General features: G+C 66.2%; 19 protein-coding genes and 1 tRNA gene. 16 read left to right on the forward strand and 4 right to left on the reverse strand.

Features of this window, described 5'->3' with window-relative positions; genetic code table 11:
* Positions 1-82: 82 nt before the first annotated feature.
* Positions 83-769 (reverse strand): response regulator, encoded by a 687-nt coding sequence (locus ACYQ4T_RS00420; protein ID WP_459849823.1) that lies wholly within the window; start codon positions 767-769, stop codon positions 83-85.
* 165 nt (positions 770-934) lie between these two features.
* Between ACYQ4T_RS00420 and ACYQ4T_RS00425 the strand changes: the two genes are divergently transcribed.
* The 11 genes from ACYQ4T_RS00425 (at position 935) to ACYQ4T_RS00475 (ending at position 11,572) form a co-directional block, all read left to right on the forward strand.
* Positions 935-2,653, forward strand: a complete 1,719-nt coding sequence (locus ACYQ4T_RS00425) for an ATP-binding SpoIIE family protein phosphatase (protein ID WP_459849825.1) — start codon at positions 935-937, stop codon at positions 2,651-2,653.
* 1 nt (position 2,654) lies between these two features.
* On the forward strand, positions 2,655-3,005 hold the full coding sequence (locus tag ACYQ4T_RS00430) for an STAS domain-containing protein (RefSeq protein ID WP_459849827.1): 351 nt from the start codon (positions 2,655-2,657) through the stop codon (positions 3,003-3,005).
* A gap of 12 nt (positions 3,006-3,017) precedes the next feature.
* A complete protein-coding gene (locus ACYQ4T_RS00435) occupies positions 3,018-3,815 on the forward strand; it encodes an MlaE family ABC transporter permease (protein ID WP_459849829.1) in 798 nt (265 codons plus the stop codon).
* 4 nt (positions 3,816-3,819) lie between these two features.
* Positions 3,820-4,713: an ABC transporter ATP-binding protein gene (locus ACYQ4T_RS00440; RefSeq protein WP_459849830.1), complete on the forward strand. Its 894-nt coding sequence runs from the start codon at positions 3,820-3,822 to the stop codon at positions 4,711-4,713.
* Between the two features lie 43 nt (positions 4,714-4,756).
* Positions 4,757-5,776 carry an MlaD family protein gene (locus tag ACYQ4T_RS00445; RefSeq protein WP_459849832.1) on the forward strand — a complete coding sequence of 340 codons (1,020 nt, stop codon included), beginning with the start codon at positions 4,757-4,759 and terminating at the stop codon, positions 5,774-5,776.
* Position 5,777: 1 nt separating this feature from the next.
* The gene (locus ACYQ4T_RS00450; RefSeq protein WP_459849833.1) at positions 5,778-6,371 is read left to right on the forward strand and encodes an ABC-type transport auxiliary lipoprotein family protein; all 594 of its coding nucleotides are present in this window, start codon (positions 5,778-5,780) and stop codon (positions 6,369-6,371) included.
* A gap of 212 nt (positions 6,372-6,583) precedes the next feature.
* Positions 6,584-7,561: a chorismate mutase gene (gene pheA / locus ACYQ4T_RS00455; protein ID WP_459849835.1), complete on the forward strand. Its 978-nt coding sequence runs from the start codon at positions 6,584-6,586 to the stop codon at positions 7,559-7,561.
* Entirely contained in the window at positions 7,558-8,658 is a 1,101-nt protein-coding gene (gene hisC / locus ACYQ4T_RS00460; RefSeq protein ID WP_459849837.1) for a histidinol-phosphate transaminase, read from the forward strand. The genes pheA and hisC overlap by 4 nt, the downstream gene beginning before the upstream one ends.
* Positions 8,655-9,536, forward strand: coding sequence for a prephenate/arogenate dehydrogenase family protein (locus tag ACYQ4T_RS00465; RefSeq protein ID WP_459849839.1), 882 nt, complete (start codon positions 8,655-8,657; stop codon positions 9,534-9,536). Before hisC ends, ACYQ4T_RS00465 begins: the two co-directional genes overlap by 4 nt.
* Positions 9,537-9,613: 77 nt before the next feature.
* Positions 9,614-9,937: a chorismate mutase gene (locus ACYQ4T_RS00470; RefSeq protein ID WP_459849841.1), complete on the forward strand. Its 324-nt coding sequence runs from the start codon at positions 9,614-9,616 to the stop codon at positions 9,935-9,937.
* 210 nt (positions 9,938-10,147) lie between these two features.
* Entirely contained in the window at positions 10,148-11,572 is a 1,425-nt protein-coding gene (locus ACYQ4T_RS00475) for a homospermidine synthase (protein WP_459849843.1), read from the forward strand.
* A 3-nt stretch (positions 11,573-11,575) separates the two neighbouring features.
* On the opposite strand, the gene ACYQ4T_RS00480 is transcribed toward ACYQ4T_RS00475, so the two are convergent.
* Entirely contained in the window at positions 11,576-13,660 is a 2,085-nt protein-coding gene (locus tag ACYQ4T_RS00480) for a mechanosensitive ion channel domain-containing protein (RefSeq protein ID WP_459849845.1), read from the reverse strand.
* 223 nt (positions 13,661-13,883) lie between these two features.
* Here ACYQ4T_RS00480 and ACYQ4T_RS00485 point away from each other — a divergent pair.
* The 3 genes from ACYQ4T_RS00485 to ACYQ4T_RS00495 all read left to right on the forward strand — a co-directional run bounded on the left by ACYQ4T_RS00485 (position 13,884) and on the right by ACYQ4T_RS00495 (position 15,502).
* Positions 13,884-13,957: transfer RNA gene (locus ACYQ4T_RS00485), tRNA-Gln, on the forward strand.
* A gap of 131 nt (positions 13,958-14,088) precedes the next feature.
* Positions 14,089-14,289, forward strand: a complete 201-nt coding sequence (locus tag ACYQ4T_RS00490; protein ID WP_395018880.1) for a hypothetical protein — start codon at positions 14,089-14,091, stop codon at positions 14,287-14,289.
* 94 nt (positions 14,290-14,383) lie between these two features.
* The gene (locus ACYQ4T_RS00495) at positions 14,384-15,502 is read left to right on the forward strand and encodes a THUMP domain-containing class I SAM-dependent RNA methyltransferase (protein ID WP_459849847.1); all 1,119 of its coding nucleotides are present in this window, start codon (positions 14,384-14,386) and stop codon (positions 15,500-15,502) included.
* Here the strand turns inward: ACYQ4T_RS00495 and ACYQ4T_RS00500 are convergent.
* Both ACYQ4T_RS00500 and ACYQ4T_RS00505 read right to left on the reverse strand, forming a co-directional pair.
* Positions 15,499-16,296 carry an HpcH/HpaI aldolase family protein gene (locus ACYQ4T_RS00500; RefSeq protein ID WP_459849848.1) on the reverse strand — a complete coding sequence of 266 codons (798 nt, stop codon included), beginning with the start codon at positions 16,294-16,296 and terminating at the stop codon, positions 15,499-15,501. The genes ACYQ4T_RS00495 and ACYQ4T_RS00500 overlap by 4 nt on opposite strands.
* A 43-nt stretch (positions 16,297-16,339) precedes the next feature.
* Positions 16,340-16,567, reverse strand: coding sequence for a hypothetical protein (locus ACYQ4T_RS00505; RefSeq protein WP_459849850.1), 228 nt, complete (start codon positions 16,565-16,567; stop codon positions 16,340-16,342).
* A gap of 156 nt (positions 16,568-16,723) precedes the next feature.
* Here ACYQ4T_RS00505 and ACYQ4T_RS00510 point away from each other — a divergent pair, with 156 nt between their 5' ends.
* Together ACYQ4T_RS00510 and ACYQ4T_RS00515 are read left to right on the forward strand one after the other, a co-directional pair.
* Positions 16,724-19,159 (forward strand): GcvT family protein, encoded by a 2,436-nt coding sequence (locus ACYQ4T_RS00510; protein WP_459849852.1) that lies wholly within the window; start codon positions 16,724-16,726, stop codon positions 19,157-19,159.
* A 112-nt stretch (positions 19,160-19,271) separates the two neighbouring features.
* The gene (locus tag ACYQ4T_RS00515) at positions 19,272-19,646 is read left to right on the forward strand and encodes a lipocalin-like domain-containing protein (RefSeq protein WP_459849854.1); all 375 of its coding nucleotides are present in this window, start codon (positions 19,272-19,274) and stop codon (positions 19,644-19,646) included.
* The last annotated feature ends 204 nt before the right edge of the window (positions 19,647-19,850 follow it).

The following is a 19,850-nucleotide window of genomic DNA, read 5'->3' on the forward strand; positions in this document are numbered from 1 at the left end:
TGAAGCTCGGATCGAGATGCCCGGACCCGTCCGCGAATGCGGACATTCGTCCGCTAGGCCCGGGCATGACGCGGTTGGAGAGTCACTCCTCGGCTGCAACCACCGCCTTCTGCACCGGCTCCAGCGACAGCCGTTGCGCGGCGATCACCGCCTGGGTGCGCGAGGTGGCGCCCAGCTTCCTGAGGATCTCGGTGACATGCGCCTTCACCGTGGGCTCGGTGATCTGCATCTCGTAGGCGATCAGTTTGTTCGGCTTGCCCTCGGCCATCAGCAGCAGCACGCGGTGCTGCTGCGGCGTGAGCCTTGCGGCCTTGGTGGCGATATCGCGATCGTTGGCGGCCAAGGCCTGGTCGCTGGCTTCGGGCGGCAGCCAGATGACGCCGTCGAGGATCGCGCGGATCACTTCCAGGAACCGCTCGGCCGGCGCCAGCTTCGGGATGAAGCCGGCGGCACCCATCTCGATGGTCTGGCGCATCGCCGCGGGATTCGTGGTCGCCGAGACGATCGCGATCGGGATGGTGGGAAAGGCACCGCGCAGCGCCGCAAGACCCGACAACCCCTGCATCCCCGGCATATCGAGATCGAGGATCAGGAGGTCGGTCTCCGGCGCCGCGCCGAGCGCCGCCTGCGCCTCGGCGAAGCTGCCGGCGAAGGTGATCGCGGGCGCACCGAAGGCGCTGCGCAACGCCGAGGCCAGCGCATCCCGCACCATCGGATGATCGTCGGCGATGACGAATGACAGTCCGGCACCGACCTGCGTCGGGTCCACGTGGTTCTCCCCTCCCTGGTTGGCCCAAGCTTACACATCCGGGCCCCTTGCGGAAATGATAACCGGCGATTTTGCGCTGCGGCGTGAACCGGTTAGAGGCGGGATGCGACCAAGGCCCGGGGCTGATAGACTACCCGAATCACGCAACGGTCGAGCAGTTAGCCCTTGCTTCAGAACAGTCCCGGCGAAACCAAGTTGGAAGCCGAGGAGCTCCGCCTCGCCGCGGAGCTCTCGCGGTCCTTCGCCTCTTCGGACAACGTCGAGGCGACGGTTCGGCTTGCGCTGGGCAACGTGATGCAGCTCCTGAAAGTGGAGGCGGGCAGCCTGTTCCTGGTGGACGAGGCCAAGGGCGACCTGGTCTGCCGCGCCAGTCTCGGCCCCAACAGCATCGAGGGCCTGCGCGTGCCTGCCGGCCACGGCATCGTCGGCCGTTCGGTGATGGAAGACCGCATCGAGGCGGTCGAGGACGTCTCGCGCGACGCCGGCTTCTTCGCCAATGCCGATGCGACCTCCGGCTTCGTCACCCGCTCGATCCTTTGCGCGCCGATGAAGGTCGGCAAGAGGGCGATCGGCGCGGTCGAGGTCCTGAACAAGCAGAACGGCCAGCCCTTCGACCTGCGCGATCGCGACATGCTGCAGGTCATGGGCAATGCCGCCGCGCTCGCCATCATGAATGCGCGCCTCGCCGACCAGCTGGTCGAGCAGGAGCGCATCAAGCGCGAGCTGGAACTGGCCTCGGAAATCCAGCGCAGCCTGTTGCCGCCGGCCGACCCCGATCTGCCGATCCAGGGCATCAACCGCCCGATCCGCGAGGTCTCCGGCGACTTCTACGACTATTTCAGCCTGCCGGACGGCGTCATCGCCTTCTGCCTCGGCGACGTCTCGGGCAAGGGCATGAACGCCGCGCTGCTGATGGCCAAGACCGCGGCCTTGTTCCGCTGCCTGGGGAAGACCATCCGCGCGCCGGCGCGCCTGCTCTCGATCCTCAACCGCGAGATCTGCGAGACCACCAGCCGCGGCATGTTCGTGACCATGCTGGCCGGTCTCTATGATCCGGCTAGCGGCTTCCTGCGCTTCGCCAATGCCGGCCACCTGCCGCCGATCTTGCGCAAGCCACATGCCGGGTTCCGCAGCTTCGAGGCCGCGGCGCCGCCGCTCGGGATCCTGCGCGACGTCGCATTTCCCGAGGAGGAAGTGCGGCTCGACAAGGAGATGTTCCTGGTCTTCTCCGATGGCGTCACCGAGTACCGCTACGGCGACCAGGAGGAGCTCGGCCCCGAGGGCGTCGATATGCTGCTGAACCTCTCCGAAGGCCGGCCGCTGCACGAGCGCCTTGAAGGCATCCTCAAGGAGCTGAACAGCGGTGGCTGGCGCGCCAAGGACGATATCACTCTGCTGGCGATCGACGATTCCCTGGCCGGCCAGATCTGGCGCCGGGTCCCCTCGATCGCGAGTGCCGAGAGCCGCTCCGATTTCATGTTCGGCCTGACCATCCCGGCGGAAGCCGACCGGCTGAAGCTCATGCGCCCGGTCCTGGCGGCGGCCGGCAAGGCCGCGGGCTTCTCCGACGACGAGGTGGCGGACCTGGAGCTGGCGGCCAGCGAGGCGGCAGAGAACATCATTCTACACGCTTATGGTGAGGGCCAGCGCGGCGATATCACACTGGCGGTGCACCGGCTGGAAGACGGCTTGATGTTGAGAATCAGGGATTTCGCCCCGAAGGTCGATCAGGCTAAAATAAAGCCGCGGCCGCTGGACGAGGTCCGGCCGGGGGGCCTTGGCACGCATTTCATCCGCGCGGTGATGGACGACGCCAATTTCATTCCCCTGCCGGACGGCGAGGGGAATCTGTTGGAATTGGTCAAGCGCCGGAAGAAGGATTGAGATGGCAGTCGCCGGCATCACCGAAAGCGAAGGACGCCTGATCGTTGCCCTGGAAGGCGAGATCGACCTGGAGCAGGCCGGGGCGGTGCGCCGTGCCCTGCTGGACGCCCTGAAGAAGGGCCGCACCGTGCTCGTCGACCTTTCCCAGGTGACCTATATCGACTCCTCCGGCATTGCCAGCCTGGTCGAAGGCCTGCAGGTCGCGAAGAAGCAGAAGAGCGACCTTGCGCTGGTCGCGGTCAGCCAGCGGGTGCGCCGGGTGCTGGAGCTTGCCCGGCTCGACAAGGTGTTCCAGATCCACACCGATCTCGCTGCGGCGACCGCCGCGAATGCGGGTTCGTCCGGCCATTGACGCTGAATTGTCATGAACGTCGCAATCCGGGGCTTTGAAGAAATCGGCCGGCGCTCCGCCGGCTTTTTCGACCAGATCGGCTACGGCGCGACGCTGTTTGCTGAATCGCTCTACTGGCTGCTGGTCGGCTGGCGCCGGCGCCAGCCGGTGCGGATCCGGATGATCTTCCACGAGATGCAGCAGATCGGCGTCGCTGCCCTGCCGATTGCGACCCTGCTCTCCGGTACGATCGGCCTCATGCTGGCGATCCAGTCGCTGTACTCCCTGGGACTGTTCGGCGCCGAAGCCTATGCCTATATCGGCATCGCACTCTCGGTGGCCCGCGAGTTCTCGCCGCTGATCATGGCGATCCTGGTCGCCGGCCGGTCCGGTTCGGCGATCGCGGCGCGGCTCGCCACCATGACCATCAACCAGGAAGTCGACGCGCTGCAGGTGATGGGCATCAATCCGGTGCGCTACCTGGTTTCGCCGGTGGTGGTGGCGCTCGCGCTGATGCTGCCCTGCCTCGCGATGTGGGCCAACCTGGTCTCGGAGTTCACCGCCGGCTTCTATGTCTCCGCGGCGCTCAACTCCTCGCTCGGCGCCTTCGTCAACGATTCGCTCACCGTGCTGAAGACCGGCGACATCTGGCACGGGATCGGCAAGGCGACCCTGTTCGGCGTGCTGATCGCCCTGGTCGCCGTGGTCAACGGCTCCAGCGTCTCCGGCGGCGCCGAGGGCGTCGGCAAGGTCACCACCATGTCGGTCGTGCAGTCGATCTGCATGATCGTGGTGGCCGACATGCTGTTCGCCTATATCGCGACGCGGTGACGGCATGGAATCCGCGGACCAGACCCAGCACCAGATCGACGCGCTGCACCACATCGCGGCCCTGCGCGCGGAATCGACCGCGCATCGCCCGACCGAGGCCGAGCTGATGGCGCGGCCGAAAGTGGTCGAGGTCAATCATCTCGACTTCTCCTTCGGCGCGCGCCAGGTGCTCTACGACATCAACCTCGACGTCCGGGCCGGCGAGATCATGGTGATCATGGGCGGCTCCGGCTCCGGCAAGACCACCTTGCTCCGGCACCTGGTCGGCCTGATGCCGCCGCAGCCGGGCAGGGTCAAGCTGCTCGACAAGGATATGGGATCGCTGAAACCGAACCAGCTCCTGGATCTGAAGCGCAAGATCGGCGTCGCCTTCCAGTTCGGCGCCCTGTTCAGCTCGATGACCGTCGCCGAGAACGTGAAGCTGCCGTTGCGCGAGCTGACCCGGCTCGAAGAGAAGACCATGGACATCATGGCGAACATGAAGCTCGAGGTGGTGAACCTCTCGGGCTTCGGTGCGCTGATGCCTTCGGCGCTTTCGGGCGGCATGGTCAAGCGGGCCTCGATCGCGCGTGCCATCGTCATGGACCCGAAGCTCCTGTTCCTGGACGAGCCTTCGTCGGGCCTCGATCCGGTGGTCTCCTCGGCGCTGGACGATCTCATCCTGAAGCTGCGCGAGGCGATGGACATCTCGGTGGTGGTGGTCAGCCATGACATCGACAGCGCCTTCAAGATCGCCGACCGGATCACCGTCCTGGATCAGGGCCATATCCTGGCGAGCGCCCGGGTCGAGGAGATCCGCAGCTCGACCAACGAGCGGGTGCAGAACCTCTTGAACCGTCGCTCGGTTGAGAAGGAAGTCGACCCGGCGGAATATTTGCGGCGCCTGACGGGTGATTAGCGGACCGGCGACTGAGGCAAGAGAGTAGGGGAACAGGGGATCGATGCGGAACTATTCCATCAGTTATGTGACGGTCGGCGTCTTCGTGACGGCGATGATCGTCGCATTGATCGTGACCCTGACCCTGATCGCGGGGCAGACCGGGCCGCGCGACCATTACCGGGTCCTGTTCGACAACGTGACCGACCTCAAATACGGCACCGTCGTGCGCTACGAGGGCTTCCCGATCGGCACCGTAGATAAGATCGTGCCGACCTACGAGAACGGCAAGTATCGCTTCGGCGTGATGATCGGCGTGCAGAAGGACTGGAAGTTCCCGGCCGATTCCAAGGCCGGCATCCGCGCTTCCAGCTTCCTTGCCGCCAAGACCATCGACATCTCGGGCGGCAAGTCGGACGACCTGATCGCGGTCGGCGGCGACATCCCCGGCACCGGCGCCGGCGACATGTTCGCGCTGATGTCCGGGTTGGCCGGCCGGGTCGGCGCGCTGCTCGACAGCGGCGTGGTTCCGCTGATCGAACAGCTGAAGACCTCGATCAAGACGCTGACCGAGACCGCCAACAGCCAGATCGGCGGCGTCGGCGGCGACGTGCGCGGCCTCATCGCCAATGCCAGCGGCCATCTCGACACGATCTCGGCCAACGTCACCGAGTTGACCACCAGCATGCAGGTCAGCGTCGATCAGCTGCAGAAGGTCCTCTCCGACGGCAACGTCAAGCAGGTCGACCAGATCCTGGCCAATCTCGACAAAGCCAGCCTCAACGCCGACAAGACCCTGGCGCAGTTGAACCGGCTCTCGCTGGAGGTCAACGGCGTCGCGGAATCGATCCACGCCATGGTCGATCGCAATTCCAAGAATGTCGACAAATCGACGGCGGACCTCGAATACATCCTGCGCACGGTCTCGGCGAATATCGACGCGATCACCAACAACCTCGAAGGAACCACGCGGAACATGAACGAGTTCAGCCGCCTGATCCGGCAGAATCCGGGCCTGCTGATTTCCGGCGGCAGCCCCGAGGCCGACAAGGGCCTGACGCCCGTGCCGAATGGAGGGCAGTGAGATGGGGCGCTTCCTGAAGCTCCTGCCGCTTGCCGCCATCGCCCTGGTCGTGGCCTGCGCGGCGCCGACCGTGCCGAAGGAGCAGTATTTCCGCCTGGTCGCCACGCCCGCGACCGAGAAGCTGGCGCATCCCTTCGCCGGCATTGTCGAAGCGGCGCCGCTCGGCGCCGACGGCGTCACCGGCGAGCGCCCGCTGCTCTACACCGCGAACGGCGGGACCAAGCTGGAACAGCGCAACTATGCCTATTGGACCGAGCTCCCGACCGCGATGATCCGCGACCAGCTGGTCGCCTACTTGCGCTCGGCCGGCGCGGCGGATCAGGTGGTCCCGTCGGAGCTCCGCATCGGCGCCAACTATCGCATCCAAGGCGACATCAAGCGCCTGGAGCAATCCGCCGGCGACAAGAACGACAGCGGCATCATCGAGCTGGAGCTCTCGGTGATCGACCAGAGCACCGACCAGCTGATCATGAGCAAGATTTACCGCGCCGAGACCCCCTCGGCCGACCATTCGATCGACGGTGCGGTCGCGGCCTTGAACGCCGGCCTGCAGGACGTGCTGAAGCGCTTCGCCGCGGATATCGACGTCCGGTAGTCTCGGATAGCGCGCGCCCCGGATCTTCAGCCGCGGTCGCGATGCTCGGGATCCGGCCCCGGGGCAACAGCCGGTAACCCCCTGGCGAATCGGCTGAATGCCGGGGCGCACACCCCCTATGTCAATGTTTTCTTTGCATTCCCTGTGCTTGGCCGCTATCTGTTGGGCCGCCCGCGCGCTGCCGGAAATAGAGTAGAGCTAGACCCTGGACCATGGCCGAACACGACGACCAGCTTGCCGCCCTCCGGCGCCAGATCGACAGTGTCGATACCCAGCTGCACGACCTGCTGATGCAGCGGACCGAGCTCGCCGTGCAGGTGGGCGAGGTGAAGGCCAAGGCGCAGCCGATCGGCCGCACGCCCAGCGAAGGTGCCAAGTTCGTGCGCCCGGCCCGCGAGGCGAAGATCCTGCGCCGGCTGATCGCGCGGCACAAAGGCAAGCTGCCGAAGGCGGTGATGGTGCGGATGTGGCGCGAGATGATCTCGGCCCTGCTGCAAGTCGAGGGCCCCTTCGTCGTCGCGGTCTACAACCCGCCGGAGGAGCCGGGCTATTGGGATATCGCCCGCGACCATTACGGCTGCCGGGTGCCGATCCTCGGCTTCGACCGCTTGAACCACGCGATCTCCGCGGTGCTGGACGGGCAGGCGACGGTGGCCGTCCTGCCGCTGCCGCATGAGGGCGACCGCGATCCCTGGTGGCGCCGTATCGCCGTCAAGCAGCCGAGGGTGCCGCATGTGATCGCGCGCCTGCCGTTCGGCGATCCCGGCAACCAGCGCGGCCGCGGGCTGCAGGCCTTGGTCATCGGCACCACGCCGAACGAGCCGACCGACCACGACCGCGGCCTGCTGGTGGCCGAGACCCGCGAGCCGGTCAGCCGCAGCGCCATGCGCGACGCGCTCAACACCGCGAAGCTCACCCCCGTCTTCATCCAGGCCTTTCAGGAGCTGGGCGGTCCGGATCAACAGGTGGTCGAGGTCGAAGGCTTCCTGGCGCCGGACGACGCGCGCCTCTCCGCCCTGGCCAAGGCGCTGGGTCCTGAATCCCGCGTCATCGCGATCGGCGGCTATGCCGTGCCGCTGACCGCCGCGGAGCTGGCCGGCGAGCCCGCGAAGACGCCCGAGCCCGCGAAGGCAGCCGAGCCGCCGAAAGTAGAGTCCGGGCCGGAAGCGACGTCGGGAGATGCGGCATGAGCCTCACCGTCCGTCCCGGCATCCTCGACATCGCGGCCTATGTTCCGGGCGAGCACGCGCTCCCCGGCGACGGCCCGGTCTACAAGATGTCCTCCAACGAGAGCCCGCTCGGTGCCAGCCCGGCGGCGATCGCCGCCTATCGAGAACTTGCCAGCGAGCTGCACCGCTATCCCGACGGCGGCGCCACCGCGCTGCGCGAAGCCTTGGCCGCGACCATCGATGCCGATCCCACGCAGATCGTCTGCGGTGCCGGTTCGGACGAGATCCTGCAGCTCCTGACCCGCGCCTATGCCGGGCCTGGCGACGAGGTGCTTTATTCGCAGCACGGCTTCCTGGTCTATCCGATCGCGGCCCAGTCGGTCGGCGCCAAGCCGGTCGCCGCGCCGGAGAAGAATCTCAAGACCGACGTCGATGCGCTGCTGGCCCATGTCACGCCGCGCACCAAGATCTGCTTCGTCGCCGAGCCGAACAACCCGACCGGCTCCTATATCGGCGCCGCCGAGCTGAAGCGGCTGCGCGACGGCCTGCCGGAGCAGGTGCTGCTGGTGGTCGATGCGGCCTACGCGGAGTTTGTCGACAAGCCCGACTACTGCGACGGCACCGATCTGGTGAAGTCGCATGACAACGTGGTCATGAGCCGCACTTTTTCGAAGATCCACGGCCTTGCGGCTCTGCGCCTCGGCTGGGCCTTCTGCCCGCCCGCGGTCGCCGATGTGCTGAACCGCATCCGCGGCCCGTTCAACACGCCGGCGCCGGCGCTGGCCGCGGGCGTTGCCGCATTGGCCGATACCGGGCATGCCGCCAAGGCCAAGGCGCATAACGATCACTGGCTGCCCTGGCTCAGCGCCCGGGTGAACGAGATCGGGCTGAAGGCGCATCCTTCCGTCTGCAACTTCCTGCTGGTGCAGTTCCCGAAGGATCCCAAACTCTCAGCCGACGCCGCCAACGAGTTCCTGAAGTCGCGCCGCATTATCGTGCGCAAGATGGGCGCCTACAGCCTGCCGGATTGCCTCCGCATCACCATCGCCGAGGAACCGGCGGTGAAGGCCTGCGCCCAGGCGTTGGCCGATTTCGTCAACCGGGCGGCCACGCAATGAGCCATCTCTTCGATCGTGTCGCGATCATCGGCATCGGCCTGATCGGCTCCTCCTTCGCCCGCGGGTTGAAGCTGAAGGGCCTGGCGCGCGAGATCGCGATCCACGACGCCAGCGCCGATGCCATGCGCGACGCCAAGGCGCTGGAGCTCGGCCACCACTACTGCGCCAGCGCCGGCGAGGCGGTGGCCAACGCCGACCTGGTCGTGCTGGCGGTGCCGCTCGGCGCCTATGCCGACCTCGCGCCGATGGTGGCGCCGAACCTGAAGAAGGGCGCCATCCTCTCCGACGTCGGCTCGGTGAAACAGGCGGTGATCCGCGACCTCGGGCCGTCGCTGCCCGAGGGCGTGCATTTCATCCCCGGCCACCCGCTCGCCGGCACCGAGCATTCCGGCCCGAAATCCGGATTCGCGGAGCTGTTCCACGGCCGCTGGTGCGTGCTGACGCCGCCGCCCGGCACCGATGAAGACGCGATCACGCGGCTGAAGGCGCTCTGGGTCGGGCTGGGCAGCCAGGTCGAGATCATGGCCGCCGGGCATCATGACCAGGTGCTGGCGATCACCTCGCACCTGCCGCATCTGATCGCCTACACGATCGTCGATACCGCGACCTTCCTCGAGGACGAGACCAAGCAGGAAGTGATCAAGTTCTCGGCGACCGGCTTCCGCGACTTCACCCGCATCGCCGCTTCGGACCCGATCATGTGGCGCGACATCTTCCTGAACAACCGCGAGGCGGTGCTGGAGATGCTCGGCCGCTTCACCGAGGACCTGACCGCCTTGCAGCGCGCGATCCGCTGGGGCGAGGGCGAGAAGCTGCAGGAAGTGTTCACTCGCACCCGCGCCATCCGCCGCGGCATCATCGACGCGAAGCAGGCGTGAGTGGTGGGACCGGCCGCCGCATGGACATTGCGGCAGTTTGACCTTATCTGACCGGGGATCGACACAGGATGACCGCCATGAAATCGGCCGCTCTCGCTGACGATTCCGCAAGCCTTCCGGCCTGTGCCGACATGAAGGAAGTCCGCGCCGCGATCGACGCGATCGACCGGCGCATGGTGGCCCTGATCGCCGAGCGGCTGCACTACATCGACGAGGCGGCGCGGATCAAAGCCGAGCGCGACACGGTTCGCGACGACGCGCGGGTGGCCGACGTGCTCGCCAAGGTGCGGGCCGAGGCGCAGCGCTTGGGCTGCGACCCCGAAGTCGTCGTCGCGGCCTATAAGGCGTTGGTCGAGGCCTCGATCGCGCACGAGTTCACCGCCTTCGACGCAAAGTCTTGACTTCTCGTCATGCCCGGACTTGATCCGGGCATCTGTCTCCAATCGGCGCGAGATGCGCGGCCGTCCGCGAAGGCGGATATGCTTCCGCTGTGCCCGCGCATGGCGATGGAATGGCCAAGCGCCGCTAGGGGTTTAGCGTAAAATTCTCTTGCGGGGCGGGGCGATTTCCCGTAACGGGACCCCTTCTGTCTTTCTTAGAAGAGGTGGGGGATGACCGCCAAGTTCCCGTACAAGGGCCGCATTCTCATGATCGGCTACGGCTCCGTCGGCCGTTGCACGATGCCGCTCCTGGAGCGCCATTTCGACATGCCGATGAGCCGGATCACGGTGGTTGATGCGGTCGACAATTCCGCCGACGCCGCGCGCTTCATCGCCCAGGGCTTGAACTACGTGGTCAACCCGCTGTTCGACCACAACCTGGCGAAGACGCTGGCGAAGTATGTCGGCAAGGGCGATCTCATCCTCAATCTCTCGGTCGAGGTCTCCTCGCTCGCCCTCATCGAATGGTGCGCGAAGGCGGGCGTGCTCTACCTCGACACCTGCATCGAGCCCTGGGCCGGCTATTACGACAACGCCAAGATCCCGGAGGAGGAGCGCACCAACTATTTCCTGCGCCACTCCGCGCTCGAGCTCGGCAAGAAGTTCAAGAAGGGCAGCCCCTCAGCACTGCTGACCCACGGCGCCAACCCGGGCCTGATCTCGCATTTCATCAAGCAGGCACTGCTCGACGTGGCACGGTTCCGTGGCCTCGACGCCAAGAAGCCGACCACGCGCGAGGGCTGGGCCAAGCTGATGCAGAGCTGCGGCGTGAAGGTGATCCATGTCGCCGAGCATGACCTGCAGGTCTCCGCCGTGCCGAAGCGGCCGAACGAGTTCGTCAACACCTGGTCGATCCCCGGTTTCGTCGGCGAGGGCTGCCAGCCCGCCGAATTGGGTTGGGGCACCCATGAGAAGAAGCTTCCGGAGAATGCCGTCGAGCACAAGGTTGGCTGCAAGGCGGGCATTTTCCTGCGCCAGCCCGGCTGCATCACCGAGATGCGCTCCTGGACGCCGCATGGCGGGCCGATGATCGCCTATCTCATCACCCACGGCGAATCGATCAGCACGGCGGACTATTTCACCGTCACCGAGAAGGGCAAGCCGGTCTATCGCCCGACCGTGCATTACGCCTATCACCCGTGCAACGACGCGGTGCTGTCGGTGCGTGAGTTCCAGATGAAGAATTTCAAGATGCAGGACGACGTGCGCCTGCTGGGCGAGGAGATCGAGGACGGAATCGACGAGCTGGGCTGCCTGCTGATGGGCGATTTCGGCGCCTATTGGTACGGCTCGCAGCTCTCGATCCACGAGGCGCGCCGGGTCATGGGGCCGGAGTTCAACGCGACCTCGCCGCAGATCGCCTCTCCGGTCCTGGCCGGCGCCATGTGGCTGATCCAGAACCCGGACCGTGGCGTGGTCGAGCCCGAGGACATCGACCACGACTACATCATGGAGGTCTGCCGGCCCTATCTCGGGCCGGTGGTCGGCTGCTGGTCGGACTGGACGCCCTTGAAGGACCGCGACGTGCTCTTCCCCGAGCCCAATCTCGACCGCAAGGATCCCTGGCAGTTCGAGAACTTCCGCGTCCGGCGCTGAGGACTAGGCCGGCGGCGCGGCGGGCTTTGCCAGCGCGACCGCCTGCTGTGCCGCCGCCGCGACGCTGCCGCCCTCGGCGACCCGGACGGTCGGCGAGGCGAAGCGGATGCCGTTCTCGTCGAACGCAGTCTTGATCTGCGCCAGCGCCTTGCGGCGGATGGTGAACTGCTCGTTCGGCTTGGTCATCATCTTCATGCGGATCTGGATGCCGTAATCGCCGAACTGCTCGACGCCCTGCATCTTCAATGGCTCGAGGATGTGCGGCTTGAAATCGGGCTCGGCGGCCAGGTCCTTGCCGATCTGCTTGATCAGCTTCTTCGCTTTCGCCAGATCGCTGTCATACGTGATGGTGACGGTAAGCTTGTCGATCACCCAGTCGCGGCTCATGTTCTGCACCGCGCCGAGCTCGCCGAAGGGTACGGTGTAGAGCGGCCCGCGGTGGTGCCGGAGTTTCACCGAGCGCAAGGAGAAGGATTCCACCGTGCCCTTGTAGCTGCCGCTCTGGATGTACTCACCGACCCGGAACGCGTCGTCCAGCAGGTAGAACACGCCGGAAATGATGTCCTTGACCAGGGTCTGCGCGCCGAAGCCGATCGCGACACCGGCGACGCCGGCGCCGGCCAGCAGGGGCCCGATCTGCACGCCCATCGAAGAGAGCACCATCAGGCCGGCCATGGTGAACAGCATGACGAACAGAACGTTCCTGAGGATAGGCAGCAGCGTCCGCAGCCGCGAGCGCTTGGCCGCGGCCGGCAGCGTGTCGCCCGGGCCTTCGTTGATCTTGTAGTCGATCAGCGCGCGGGTGATGCGCCAGGCGATGTCCGCGGCGAGAAACAGGATGATCGCGCTGACGCCGCCGCGCAGCAGCCTCGTCCCAAGCGTGTCGTTGGCGGTCAGGCTGGTAAGGTCGAAGTGCCAGGCATGGGCCAACAGCAGCACCGTGGCGATGACGAGGCCGGCGCGCAAGCCGCGCTCGGCCAGCACGCGATAGGCGGTCGCGGCTTGCGACTCCCTGGTTGCGGCATCCGCGGGCGGCATCAGGCTTGTGACCGCGCTGTGGGAAACCCGGATCGCGAATGGCAACGCGCAGGCGACGACTGCGAGCCAGAACACCGCCATCAACCCGGCCGCCCAGAGCAGCCAGAGCAGCAGGCCATAGGCCGAAAGCAACAGGCTGATGGCGCGCCGCCGTGCGTCCTGGGTTTCCGGCCGCCGCCAGACCGCTTCGAGCCAGAGCGCCAGCAGCACCAGGCCGAGCAAATAGGCGATCAGCTGCCGCCCCGACAGGGAGAAGCCCAAATGCGTGAGCAGCGTCGCCGTCACCCAGCCGAAGGCGAACCAGCCGACCATGATCGCGAGGCGGCGCGACCAGTGGTGGGCGGCGGCGCTGTCGATCGGCAGCAGGCGCTGTGGCGGATCGTCCGGTGCTGTGAAGAAGCGGCAGAGCAGCAGCGCCGCCCGCGCCAGGACAAAGACGAAGAGATAGCCCGCGAGGCTTTGCCGCATCATGGGCGGGAGGTCGATCAGCGCAAAGATCACGAAGCTGCCGAGCGCGAAAGCCAGCAGCTGCGCGACCGCCACGGCGAGCCGCAGGCCGGCGGACTTGAGCCGCGTCCCGGCCCGGATCTGGCCCTCGATCCAGGGCGTGATCCCGAGGGCGCGGGACTTGAGCAGCGCCTCCGCCACCAAGCCGATCGTCACGGAAAGCACGACCAGGATCAGCACTTGCCAGAACCGGCTGCCCTCCATCTCGCCGCGGAAGGTCGCGACGGCGGCGGCAAACTGGTCGGGCAGGGTCGGCCAGGCCTGGACGAGGCCGGTCAGGTGCTGGTGGAAGGCGGCGATGCGCCCGGCCAAATATCCGGAAGGCGAAGCCATGGGGCTGTCCGCGGCAGCTTCGGCTTGCTTCGCCGTGGCGGCGGTGCCTTGGGACTGCAGCCAGGCCTTGACCCCGGGATCCTCGAGCAGGCGCAGCAACTCGCGGATTTGGGGCTGCGCCGGTTCCGGCGCCTGGGTCTGGGCGGCAAGAGGTGTCAGGGCCGACAGGGTCAGCAACAGCCCGAAGACCGCAATCGAGATCCGCAGCATTGCCACCCCGCTCGCACCAGACCGGATGCGCCGGCTGCATCCTCGCCTGATCCGGGCGGCGTCACGATGCATTTACTGTAAGCTACGCCGGTCGGAAGCGAATCTTCGTGCTGTCCTATGCACTTAGGGGTGGTTTCTGGGAAGTTGCAGACCGCCCGGCCTTTGACTATGGTGCGGCCCGCCGAACCGACCCCATCCGGTCCGTTCCGCGCATCCCAGGCATTGGGGCGTAGCCAAGCGGTAAGGCAGCGGGTTTTGGTCCCGCCATCCCAGGTTCGAATCCTGGCGCCCCAGCCAGCCCAGTTCTTCCTCCGCAAGACAAAGCGAAGCAACCGCAGGCGCCGCTCGGGCGTTCTGAAGCGACGTCTTGTCACTTGTCGGCGGTTAGGAACTTCCGGACACTGATCAAAACAGGGATGGAGGCTCGTATGTTCAAGGTCTTCAAACTCGAGATCGGCGGCGACCAGACGCTGCTTTCCGGCAGTGTCCCCAGCAAGGCGGAGGCGATCACCCTGGCGGAAGCCGAGATCGCGCCCTTCGAATATCGCGGCTACAACGACGAGCACGGCTTCTTCTGGGGCCGCAACGACGACGACCAGAAGCACGTCCGGGTCTGGCTGGAGCGCTGACCGCCGAACTCCGCAGCCGACGATGCGTGGGTTCCTCGAGGTCTAGCCGTGTCGGGGGTGCATCGCCCGGCCTTTGTGCTAGGGTCCGGCGCATATGACGACTTCCGCCGATTTCGAGATCTTCCTGGTGACCGCGCCGGGCCTGGAAACTGCGCTCGCCGCCGAGGCGCGCGAGAAGCGTTTTCGCGACCCCAGGATCATCAAGGGCGGCGTCACCGTGCAGGGCGGCTGGCCCGAGGTCTGGCGCGCGAACCTGGAACTGCGCGGCGCCGCCCGCGTGCTGGCGCGGATTGCCGAGTTTCGCGCGATGCATGTGGCCCAGCTCGACAAGCGATCGCGCAAAGTCGCCTGGGGTGAGATCCTGCGCGCCGACCAGCCGTTCTGGGTCGAGGCGTCCTGCAAGGCCTCGCGCATCTATCACCAGGGCGCCGCGGCTCAGCGCGTGACCAAGGCGATCCAGGACACGCTCGGCGCTCAGGTCTCCGAAGATGCCGAGGTCGTGGTCAAGGTGCGGATCGACGACGACCTCTGCACCATCAGTGTCGATACCTCGGGCGAGTCGCTGCACAAGCGCGGCCACAAGGAAGCCGTTGCCAAGGCACCGATGCGCGAGAATCTGGCGGCCCTGTTCCTGCGGCAATGCGGCTTCGACGGCGCGGAGCCGCTGGTCGACCCGATGTGCGGCTCCGGCACATTCGTCATCGAAGCGGCGGAGATCGCGGCTGGATTGAAACCTGGCCGGTCGCGGCGCTTTGCCTTCGAGCAGTTGAAAACTTTCGATTCCGTTGCCTGGAATCGGCTGCGTGCCGGCAAGCCCGTGGCGCTCCCTGAAGGCGTCAAGTTCCATGGCAGCGACCGCGACGCGGGCGCGGTGGCGATGAGCCGGGCCAATGCCGAACGCGCCGGCGTCGCGTCACTGACCCAATTCAAGCAGCAGGCGATCAGCGACCTGACGCCGCCGGAAGGCAAGCCGGGCCTGGTGATCGCCAACCCGCCCTACGGCGCGCGGATCGGCGATCGCAAGCAACTAACCGCGCTTTATCGCGCGCTCGGCCAGGTTCTGCTCGCCAGATTCAGCGGCTGGCGGGTCGGCATCATCACCAACGAGGTGCCGCTGGCCGAGGCAACCGGCCTGCCGTTCCGGCCGCCGGGCGATCCGGTGTCGCATGGCGGCATCCGGGTGCGCCTGTTCCAGACGCCGCCGCTCCTCTAGTAGCGCTTGGCCTCGCCGACCGTCTTGCCCGAGGGCGCGTTGTCGCGCACGCAGGCCAAGGCCGCATCGCGCAGCAGGGCGACATCGACCGCCAGCGGCACCATCTTGTAGCCGGCGGCGAAGAGCTCCTTCGGCGTCGCGCCGGCGCTGGGCACCGTGCCCATGATGCGGCCGGACTTCTTGATCGCGGCCTCGGCCTCGGCGACCAGCTTGCGCACGTCGGGATGGTCGAGCTGCTCCAGCCGGCCGATCGAGCCGCCGAGGTCATTGACGCCGATGAAGGCGACATCGACGCCCTCGACGGCGGCGATCTCCGCGGCGTGTTTCACTGCGGACTGGGATTCGATCTGCAGGATCAGCAGCAGGTTGTCGTTGGCGCGGTGGATGTAGTCCTTCACCTTGCCGTAGGAGGAGGCGCGCACCACCGGCGCGGCATAGCCCCGGGCGCCCTGGGGCGGGTAGCGGCAGGCGCGGACGGCTGCGCGGGCCTCATCGGCGGTTTCGATCTGCGGGATCATCAGGCTGTCGGCGCCGACTTCCAGGATCCGCTTCAGGAAGATGGGATCGTTCGAGGGCACGCGGATGACCGCGGTCATGTCGGTCAACTGCGCCGCGCGGATCATCTCGGTGGCGGTCGCGATATCGCCCTGGCCGTGCTCCAGGTCGATCACCACGAAGTCGAAGCCGGCATGGCCGAGGATCTCGACGACGGTGGAACTGCCGGTATCGACCCAGCAGCCGAACACGGACTCGCCCTGGGCGAGCCGCCGCTTCAAGACATTTTCGCGATACATGAAATTCCGCCGGAGGAGGTTACGACTCCGGGAGTTCTAGCACCTAACGCGCCTTGGCGGCGAGCCAGAGCCGGTGGCCGTTGCGGAACCAGACCGCGATCAGGCCGAGGAGCAGGGCGCAGGCGAAGACCCCGAGGGTGCTGCCGGAGGGGCCGGCCGCTTCGCCGTCGCGCCACTGGCGCAACAGCAAGCCGGTCAGCGAGCCCAAAGTCACCATGATGACCAGGGTGCCGAGGGCCCAGAGCCGGAAATGGTGGCGGAAGTCGCTCATGGGGCGAACTTATAGGGTGATTCCTAACAATCCGGAAATTCAGGAAAAGCCCTTATTCGGTAACAAAAAACGCATTGGCTTAGGGGTTTTCGGCCGATTAGCCTCTGCCGCCAAGGACCAAAAAGGCCGTTTTCACCAACTCCTTAGGATCGATCCATGAAGTCTCAAGCCCGTGTAGTCGTGATCGGCGGCGGTGTCGTCGGCTGTTCCGTGCTCTACCACCTGACCAAGGCGGGGTGGAAGGACGTGGTCCTGGTCGAGCGCGACCGGCTGACTTCGGGCTCGACCTGGCATGCCGCCGGCGGCTTTCATACGCTCAACGGCGACCCCAATGTCGCCAAACTGCAGGGCTACACGATCGGACTCTATAACGAGTTGGAGAAGATCTCCGGCGAGAGCTGCGGGCTGCACCGGTCGGGCGGTCTCATTCTGGCGGAGACACCGGAGCGGCTGGAATGGCTGAAGATGGCCCATGCCCGCGCCCGCTATCTCGGCCTCGAGACCGAGATGCTGACCATGGCGGAAGCGAAGAAGATGCATCCCATGCTGGAGGAGCAATACTTCGTCGGCGCCATGCTGGACGCCGCCGACGGCAACCTCGATCCCAACGGCACCACCAACGCCTATGCCAAGTCGGCGAAGATCGCCGGCGCCGAGATCTACCAGGGCACCCGCGTGAAGGATCTCCAGGCCCGCAAGGACGGGAGCTGGGACGTCATCACCGACCAAGGCAACATCCATGCAGAGCATGTCGTCAATTGCGGCGGTCTCTGGGCCCGAGAGGTCGGCCGCATGGTCGGCCTGGAGCTCCCCGTGCTCGCCATGGAGCATATGTACCTCGTCACCGAGGACATGCAGGAGGTGATCTCCTACAACAAGGAGCGCGGCCACGAGCTGCCGCATATCATCGACTTCAAGTCCGAGATCTACATGCGCCAGGAGCGCCAGGGCATGGTGCTCGGCACCTATGAGCAGGCCTGCGTGCCCTGGCAGCCGCGCGAAACGCCCTGGACCTTCGGCCAGGAGCTGCTGCAGCCGGATCTCGACCGGATCGCGCCCAATCTCGAGCTCGGCTACAAGCATTTCCCGGCGCTGGAGAATGCCGGCATCAAGCGCGTCATCAACGGCCCCTTCACCTTCTCGCCCGACGGCAACCCGCTGGTCGGCCCGGTGCAGGGCCTGAGGAACTTCTGGTGCGCCTGCGCGGTCATGGCGGGCTTCAGCCAGGGCGGCGGCGTCGGCCTCGCGCTCTCGCAATGGATGGTGAACGGCGATCCCGGCTTCGACGTCTGGGCGATGGATGTCGCCCGCTTCGGCGAATGGGCGACCCGCAGCTACACCAATGAGAAGGTGCGCGAGAACTACGCCCGCCGCTTCTCGGTCCGCTTCCCGAACGAGGAGCTGCCCGCGGCACGTCCGCAGCAGACCACGGCGCTCTACGACACGATGCTCGCGCAAGGCGCGGTCATGGGTGATTCCTGGGGTTTGGAAACCCCGCTCTGGTTCGCGCCGAAGGGGGTGGAGCCCAAGGACATCGTCTCCTTCCACCGCTCCAACGACTTCAAGCATGTGAAGGCAGAGGTGCTCGGCACGCGCAACGGCGTCGGCGTCACCGAAATCGCCAACTTCGCCAAGTACCGCTTCGAGGGCCCGGGCGCCGAGAGCTTCCTCTCGCGCCTGATGACCAACAAGATGCCGCGCACCGGGCGCATCATCCTCACCCCGATGCTGAACCCGGGCGGCAAGCTGATCGGCGACTTCACCATTGCGAAAGCGGCCGACGAGAAGTTCTACATGTGGGGCTCCAGCCAGGCGCAGAAATATCACATGCGCTGGTTCGAGCAGCATTTGCCGGCCGACGGCTCGGTCAGGGTCCACCGCTACGACATGGGCCTGGTCGGCCTCTCGGTCGCCGGGCCGAAGTCGCGCGACGTGCTGCAGGCGATGACCGACGAGGACGTCTCCAACGCCGCCTTCAAGTTCATGGACCACCGGTCGATGGATATCGGCAACGTCCCGGCGCTGATCAACCGCGTCACTTATACCGGCGACCTCGGCTACGAAATCTGGGTGGCGCCGGAATATCAGCGGCGGCTCTACCAGGCGATCATGAAGGCCGGCAAGCCGCATGGCATCGTCAATTTCGGCATGCGGGCGCTGCTGTCGATGCGCCTGGAGAAGAACTTCCCGACCTGGTATCGCGAGCTGCGGCCGATCTATGGCGTGTTCGAGGCCGGGCTCGACCGCTTCATCGACCTTAGCAAGAACGATTTCATCGGCCGCGAGGCCGCGACCGAGGAGAAGCGCAACGGCGGCAAACTGCGCCGGGTCTCGATGATCGTGGACGCCGGCGATTGCGACGTGCTCGGCGACGAGCCGATCTGGCACCAGGGCAAGGTGGTCGGCTGGGTCACCTCCGGCGGCTACGCGCATTATGTCGACAAGTCGATGGCGCAAGGATATGTGCCGAAGGAGCTTGCCGGCGAAACCGGGCAGGGCGCCTTCGAGATCGAGATCATCGGCGAGAATCGCAAGGCCACCATCATCATCGACCCGCCGTTCGACCCCGAGGGGAAGAGGATGCGGTCGTAGCAACAGTCGCAGAGAAATCGACATCCCCGGGCTTGACCCGGGGATCTCTCTCCACGCGGCACCAGATGGCCGGGTCAAGCCCGGCCATGACGAGACAGGAGGAGGCGGCGTCATGACCTCGATAAACAATCTCATCGGCACCTGGCGTGTCGTCTCCTTCACGCGCTTCAACAAGGATGGCGTCGCCGGCCAGCCGCTCGGCGCCGAGCCGACCGGCTATGCGGTGTTCGATGCGACCGGGCATGCCTTCATTCAGCTCGGCCGCAGCCCGAACGACGGGGGCTTTCCCGACGAGATCGCGAAATCGCTGATGTGCTATTTCGGCCCCTATTCAGTCAGCGGCGACAAGGTCAGCGTGACGGTCGAGTCCAGCAACATGGCCGACTATCTCGGCAGCGTGCAGGAGCGGAAGTTCGAGGTCGCCGGCGACACGATGACCATCGGTACGCCCGGCAAGTATCAGGCGAAGCTCAGTCGGGTGCTTTGATCTTCCCGCCGACACGGACGCCCCGCCGCTATTCTCTCACCGGAAGTATCTGACTCCACGAGAGTCTGGGCGGTCGTCTGCGTCGGTCCGAGGCCGTGTTTTGTCTGCGTCCGGTCTGCGATGCAGTGCAGCATAAACGCCCAGTGATCGGCGGCGGGTCGGAATCCGTCCATGCACTGTACATGCAAGCCCGCAAAGAGCTTC

The sequence above is a fragment of the Dongia sp. agr-C8 genome (assembly GCF_054658695.1).